The organism is Haladaptatus ordinarius (assembly GCF_054177595.1).
The window spans coordinates 59,758-66,868 of sequence record NZ_JBPEHH010000020.1 but is presented as its reverse complement, the minus strand read 5'-3'; the positions used below and the strand labels follow the sequence as shown (position 1 = coordinate 66,868).

The 7,111-nt window shown below is 58.9% G+C and carries 5 protein-coding genes and 1 pseudogene; 2 read left to right on the top strand and 4 right to left on the bottom strand.

Features of this window, described 5'->3' with window-relative positions:
* Both ACR3FF_RS09600 and ACR3FF_RS09595 read right to left on the bottom strand, forming a co-directional pair.
* Positions 1-155, bottom strand: a 155-nt coding sequence (locus ACR3FF_RS09600; protein WP_458187403.1) for a transposase, incomplete at its 3' end; no start/stop codon positions are given.
* A gap of 58 nt (positions 156-213) precedes the next feature.
* Positions 214-537: pseudogene (locus tag ACR3FF_RS09595) on the bottom strand (helix-turn-helix transcriptional regulator); the annotation flags it as partial.
* A gap of 139 nt (positions 538-676) precedes the next feature.
* Between ACR3FF_RS09595 and ACR3FF_RS09590 the strand changes: the two are divergent.
* A complete protein-coding gene (locus ACR3FF_RS09590; RefSeq protein ID WP_458187787.1) occupies positions 677-1,489 on the top strand; it encodes an alpha/beta fold hydrolase in 813 nt (270 codons plus the stop codon).
* Between the two features lie 227 nt (positions 1,490-1,716).
* Here ACR3FF_RS09590 and ACR3FF_RS09585 read toward each other — a convergent pair whose 3' ends face one another.
* On the bottom strand, positions 1,717-2,976 hold the full coding sequence (locus ACR3FF_RS09585) for a hypothetical protein (protein ID WP_458187786.1): 1,260 nt from the start codon (positions 2,974-2,976) through the stop codon (positions 1,717-1,719).
* Between the two features lie 352 nt (positions 2,977-3,328).
* Between ACR3FF_RS09585 and ACR3FF_RS09580 the strand changes: the two genes are divergently transcribed.
* On the top strand, positions 3,329-5,818 hold the full coding sequence (locus ACR3FF_RS09580) for an alkaline phosphatase D family protein (RefSeq protein WP_458187785.1): 2,490 nt from the start codon (positions 3,329-3,331) through the stop codon (positions 5,816-5,818).
* Between the two features lie 24 nt (positions 5,819-5,842).
* Here ACR3FF_RS09580 and ACR3FF_RS09575 read toward each other — a convergent pair whose 3' ends face one another.
* On the bottom strand, positions 5,843-7,096 hold the full coding sequence (locus ACR3FF_RS09575) for a PQQ-dependent sugar dehydrogenase (protein WP_458187784.1): 1,254 nt from the start codon (positions 7,094-7,096) through the stop codon (positions 5,843-5,845).
* Between the last annotated feature and the right edge of the window lie 15 nt (positions 7,097-7,111).

The following is a 7,111-nucleotide window of genomic DNA, read 5'->3' as shown; positions in this document are numbered from 1 at the left end:
TGAGCGTCCTTTCGTGTTGTTCCCTTCTTGATCGTGTCCGCACTCTCGCAGTGCGGACACGTCACCCTGTCCGGCCATCGCTGATCACGCAGATACTCTAAACAGTCCTCTTTGTCAGGTAGAAAGACCTCATTGACACTCTCTCTGCTGACCATGCTGGGGAAGGCTACGAACTCCAGTCATGAAAAAGTATTCACCGCTACAGATGAGCGACTCGACGGAAAAATCCTCCATCTCTCGCGGAAGCCACTGCCAGACGTCTCGTAACTTCCGCTCCGTTTTCATCGCTTTGCGGAGGTCTGCGAACCGTTCGGCCACGTAATCGCCGAGTGGCGTGAGTCGGTAGTTCGGACCCTTCCGAACGATCCATCTGCGCTCCTCGAAATCGCCGAGTATCCGACCCATAGTCGGTGAGGATGCGCCCGTCGTCGCGCGAAGTTCATTCCGGTCGCAGGGGCGCTCGGCGAGCGCATCGAGGACGGCCGTACGGTGGTCCGAGCGAGCGAGGAATTCGATGTCGTCGAGCGAAGATTCCATGCTAACCGTACACAAGCAAGGATAATAGTTCAACCGACGTACAGGGTCTCCTGCAACTATCTGTCTGTAGGTGTGGTGGACACGGGTGAGTGTCGGCGTACGCTGAGTTCATTTCGGTGCGAAGCCTCTGAAAGGGTAGATGCCGACAGTTCAAACGAACGATATCGAGACGTACTACAAGCGTCGTGGCGAGGGCCCACCAGTGGTGTTCGTCCACGCGGCTATTGTCGATCACTCGATGTGGAACCCGCAGGTCGACACTCTCAGCGATGATTACACGACGGTCACCTACGACGTTCGTGGGCACGGCCGGACTGGCGGGTCGTCCGAACCCGAGTACACGGTAGAACGCTACGTGGAGGATCTCCACGGACTCGTGACGGCGTTAAACCTCGCTCGACCGGTGCTCTGTGGCCTTTCTTTGGGCGGGCTGGTTGCCAAGACGTATGCGGCACGGTACCCCGATCAGGTAGCCGGGGTGGTGCTTGCCGACACGTTCACCCCGAACATCCTCACTCGCGGCGAGTGGTTTCTGCGCCGTGTCGCTTTAAATAGCCTCATCCCACCAGTTCGACTCGTCGGTTATGAGCGAGTGGAAAAGGCGAACGTGTGGCTGACGGAGCGATTCTTTCGTGGCTCCAGCGGCGACTACGAGAAGGTCGAACGAATCCGTGGAACGGGACCGAAAATGTCCACCGACGAGTTCGCGAAGGTGATTCGGTCGATGACGCGGTTTCACGACATGTCGGTCGACCTCTCGGCTATTACGGCCCCGACGCTCGTTCTCTACGGCGAGAACGAACTTCCGTTCATCAAGTGTCATGCCGCGGAGCTAGGGGCCCATGTCCCGAACGTACAAATCGATGAGGTACCGAATGCTGGCCACGCGTCAAATCTCGATAATCCCGACTACTTCAGCACCGCGATTCGGACGTTCCTCGCACGTACGTGAAGTACCACACGGGGCAAGCCCCGGGGCACTATCGCTGTAATACTGTGGATTGGCGATAAGCCACCAGGGATCCTATCCTTAGTGAGGCGTCGAAAAGGATGAGTGATTCACGAGCGGTCGGACATGGGACTATAAGTTAGTTTCAGAGTCATGAGTCTAACGTTGGTCGTCCCGGCTTCGGTCTCCCGCACATCCGTCCCAACGTGCGCAGTGAAACGCTGGATGTTTCATTCCCCCTCTGATAGGTAGCGGGACGACCACCACGCTTTCGTCAGCAAAAATCCCCCAACGAGCCAGAGGATGGTGGCGACGAGCACCGCTAGCACGTGTAGTTCGGAGACCCAAAACGGGAGCGAAACGACGTGCCGGGCGCCCGTGAGCAGTGGGGAAAGAATCGGAACCTCCATGTTCTGCTCGCCGAGAACTGCATTCGACCCATCCGAATTGTAGGGCTGTCCAAACGATTCGCCGTACGGCACCCGGTCGGCCTCGTACGGCAAGTCTGGCACCTGATAGCTGTTGACCACGTCTCCGTTCTGCGTTATCTCGACCACGCGGTTGTTTCGACTATCCGTGATGAACGTGTGGCCATTCGGTAGACGGTCGGCATCGCGCGGCCAATCTAGTGCGATACCATCGATTTCGTAAACGACCCACGCTTCCTCCCACCGTCCCGTCGATTCGTTTCGATGCAGTTCGACGATGCGGTGGTTCTCGGAGTCTGCTACGAGGACGGCTCCGTCCCCGAGCCAGTGTGGATTGTGTTGCTTGTTGAGCAGCGACGGATTGCGGTTTTTGTTGATGACCTCGACGACGCCCTCTCCGCGCTCGACGATGACAAGTTGGTTGGTGTTTCGCACCGAGACGAGATACCGACCCGGCCCAATCCGGTCGACGTCGTTGATGTGGAGCCAGTCCGTTTTCGTGGGGTCTGGCGGGGCGTCGTAGTATTGGCTCGCGTTCCAGACCCACGTCTTCTGTCCCGTCGAGAAGTTGTACGTATAGATGCTCTCGTACTCCATGTCCGCGACGAGTAACTCGCCAGAGGGGAGCATCTCCGCGTCGTGGACCTCGCTGTCTTTCCGCGTTCGAACGGGGTAGCTCCACTCGCCGGTAATCGTGTCTTTCGAGTGTGGCTCGATGAACCGCACCCCCGTTCGTTTACAGGGCGAGTCGAACGGACCGCACCGCCGATATTTGTCGGCATAGGTCGCTAGTATCGTTCCGTTTTCGAGCGTCGAAACGCCCTGGTAGCTGATCGCCTTCCCAACGCTCCATTGCACGCTTCCGTCATTGTCGAGTGCGGTTACGTTTCCTCCCCACCCCGGGCCCTGCACCCCGACGAGTACGGTGGTGTTGGATTGCGACGTTATTTTCGTGGTGTTCGGTGCGAGCGCCCAGCTCGCACCGAAGGTCAGCCCGACGAGTAGAATACCGGCCACGAGCAAAAAAAGGCCGGTTTTCGAGGGTTTGCTACGGACTTGCATACTCGTTTCCCAGTGCAATGGTGACTCTCCCTGCGAGAAGATGTATGACTACTTATTAATTTTGGCTAACCAACCCATCAGAGGAGATCGAGTGTTCCGAATCGCTCGCAAGGTGAAAACTACCCCGCCCAACGCACGAAGCGCGTTGAGGACGGCTTCTACACCCTGCATTTTAGGTTAAATGCTCTGTACGAGCCTGGTTTCAGCATGGATTCACGATCTACAGGCAGGGTAGGCCGAGTGCCTCGGGGCTTGACCCCGAAGCGGTTCACTGGCCATGGTGAAACACCCCGCCGACAACGTCCACAAACAGCTAATAACTCTCGGAAAGAGCTATATTGAGGGGGATTAGATGACCGACCAACGTTTTCCGCCACCGGAGGAACCGAATACTGCACGTGCCGGCCGAAGACAGTTTCTGGGAATGGTTGGTGTCGGCCTCCTGGAGCCCTCGAAGCGAACCCAGCTGACCGAAAACGGCCTCCAACCGTGGGAATCGCTTCGAGAGCACCGACTGAAACCGGTCGCGTCGCTTCAAAAAGACGTTACTCGTCCTTGGATCGGTCCCGAGTTCTGGAGCAATCGCCTCGACGATTGGCGCCTCCACGACGGCCGAATCGAATGTACCTGTGGCAGGCCAGACCGCGAACTACGGACGGTGGGCATTCTCACACGACACCTTGTCGAGGGGAACGCGCCGGGACACATCTCCGTTCGAACGGGAATCGCAGGTAATGCAAATCGCGATGGCTTCTGCGGGATCCTACTCGGCGTCGGAAACGGGTCGCTGGAGTATCGTGCAGCGGCACTGGCACAGCGTGGATCGGGCATCGGTGGCGGAGTCCTCTGCACGTTCGAGCGGGGTGGACGAGTACGATTTCGTGAACATACCGACGAAATCCACCCGCTGCGGTTCGCAGAACAACCATCGACGAAAGCGTATCCTCACGGTGGCCCGCGCAAACAGGAACCCGGTCAGAAATACCGACTCGATGTCGATATCCTTCCCCAGGGAGATGGTCGTTTCACCGTTCACATTTCCGTGCAACAATCGGGTGGCGAACGAATCGCGAGAGCGACGCGTCGAAACGTTCCTGGTTCGCACCTGCTGGGCGGTATTTCGCTCGTCTCCTCACCACCCACCGGCCAACCCGGTGCACGCTGGTGGTTCGAAGACGTCCGAACTGGTGGAACAAAAATCGCCGAGTATCCGGAGCGGACGTTCGGGCCAATCGCCGGCACGCTCTACTCAGTAAATGAAACCGAGTTGCGTCTCACGGCACAACTCATGCCGGTTGGGGATGCCGAATCGCAAACCGTCCATCTCCAGTACAGGCCAGCAGATGGAGAACAAGCGTGGCAAACTGGTGGTTCGACTACTCTGGGACGAGGATACACGGCACCGTTCCGAGTCGACGACTGGGATTCGACTCGCGCGTGGACCTATCGAATCGTATACGACCAGCGAGTCGAACCGCAGCCCGATCGAGATGACCGACAATCGAAAGAACAGTCCCACCAATCGAATATGCGAACTACGTACAGTGGGCGCATCCCTGCTGACCCCGGCGACGATGCGTCAGAACTCACGGTCGGGCTATTCAGCTGTGTTGCCCCAACCGCACGATGGCTCGAAGCAGGATCCGGCAAACTCGACCTCCCACGACGACGGGGGTTAGGGAGGTACACGCACGAAAACATCTATTTCCCCTACTCCGAACTCATCGAGAACACGCTAACCCACGACCCGGACCTCCTCGCGTTCGTCGGTGACCAAATCTACCAGAGTAACCCCACAGAGAAGGTCGGGGACGAAACCCCGACTCTCGACTATCTCTACAAGTGGTATCTGTGGATGTGGGCGTTCGGCGAAATGACGCGGGACAGACCGGCAATCGTTCTGACCGACGACCACGACATGTACCAATCGAACCTCTGGGGAGAGAGCGGAAAGGCCGCACCTGCGAACCAGATTCGACTGGGTGGGTACGCCCGTTCGGCAGCATTCATCGACCTGGTTCACCGGACACAGAGCAGTCACAATCCGGACTCGTACGACTCCGCTCCTGTCCGACGAGACATCTCGGCATACTATACGGCGTTTCGCTACGGCGGTGTCGACTTCGCAATCGTCGAGGACCGAAAGTTCAAAACGAGTCCGCACGACCGACAAACACCGAACAACGAGCGATTGCTGGGCCCACGGCAGAACGAATTCCTGCACGAATGGGCGAACAACGAGGGTGCGAATGCAGCCCGAATCTGTCTCATGCGGACGACGCTGGCGAGCTTGCATACGACGCCCAGAGGACAGCCCAAAAAGGACTACGATACCAGTGGTTACCCGAAGCAAAAGCGCGATGATTTCGTTCGCGTATTGCGGGAGGCAGGAGCGCTCTCGCTCTGTGGCGACCAGCATCTGGCGACGCTGGCTCGGCACGGACTCGAGACGCATTCAGACGGCGTCGTGCAGTTTGCCGCGCCAGCCTGTGCGACGCTTTTTCAGCGATGGTTCGAACCGACCGACGAACTTCCGAACGGCGCTGGCACGCCGCACACGGGCGAGTTTACGGACGCATTTGGTAACGATGTTCGGATGCTCGCAGTCGCCAATCCCAAACTCTCCTTCAAAGAATTCGAACGTCGAAAGATCGGACCGAGCTACCACATCGGTGACCGGCGGTTGAAACGAGAAGGATACGGCATCGTTCGCGCCGACCACGAAGCGGGGGAATTCGTCATCGAATGCTGGCCACACGACGTGAAGCCCTCGACTCACGACGCTCGACAGTTCCCCGGCTGGCCGTACCACCTTCGCTTCGACGGAACAGACGACCGATAGCGGTCTCTGCCGCCGCTTGCTCGATTACGTCGCTGGGACGACGCGATGGAACCCGCCGCCGTCGGTTCCGATACCGAGGACGTACATCTCGCCATCGTCGTCGCGGCCGAACGAGAGGAGGAGGTCCAGTTTGTTCTCGTCTTCTCCAGCCACTTCGACCAGCTCTGTCGGCCACAATCCGCCGTCGTCGGGACGCGTCGCGGCGAACAGCCGACCAGCCGCCTGATAATCGCCGAAGAGGTACGTCCCGTCCAACGCCGGAACCGATGCCCCGCGATATACGTGGCCACCGATGACCGAAACCCCGCTGACGTCCCCCTCGGCGTGAGGATACTCGATAATCGGATCGATGAGTCGTTCACCGCCTCGAACGCGCTCGGGTAGCGTATCCGGACAACCATCTTCGAGGCAGTGTGTCCCCTCCTTGATTTTCCATCCGTAGTTGTCCCCTTTCGACACTAAGTCGACCTCCTCGAACTGACTCTCTCCGACGTCGCCGACGAAGAGGTCGGACTCGTCGAACGACAGTCGCCACGGGTTTCTGAACCCCCACGCATAGTGTTCGTTTAGACCGTTCGTACCGACCAACGGATTGTCTTCCGGAATCGCATACTGCTTCCCGTCGTCGCGACCATCGACGTCGATGCGGAGGATGCTCCCGAGCAGGTTCTCGGTCACGTCTTGCCCAGTGCTCTGGAGGCCGACACCCCCACCGCCACCACCACCGTCACCGACCGCCACGTACAGGTATCCGTCCGGGCCGAATCGAATCGCACCGGCGTTGTGATTGCTCTCCGGTTCGGGAATCTCCAAGACCGACCGTTCGGAGTCGCGCAGGACTCGCCGGCCATCCGAGGTCGCCGTGAACGACGCGAGGACGAACGTGTGACTGTAGTCGGGTGGAGTTCCCGTCCGGCGTGGTGCGCTATAGCGGACGAACAACCGACGGTTCTCCGCGAAGTCGGGGTGGAGTGCCATACCGAGGAGTCCTTTCTCGCCATCGAACTCGATGGCGTCGCGCAGGTCGAGGAACAATTCGTCGCGAAGCCCGTTCGATTCGTGAACGTATATTCGGCCGTCCTGGTCGGCGATATACCGCCGGTCGGCATCCGGCGCGAAAGCGACGTCTACCGGCGCTTGCATCCCGCTGGCGAGCGTTTCAAGACCGACTGAAGCGGGTGCCTGCCTGTTGGTTGCTACTGCGACCGACTCCCCAATTCTACCGATTCCCAGTGTGACCCCACTCAGCACGGTGCCGAGAAACCCCCGTCGTTTCATGGACACGATACGCGT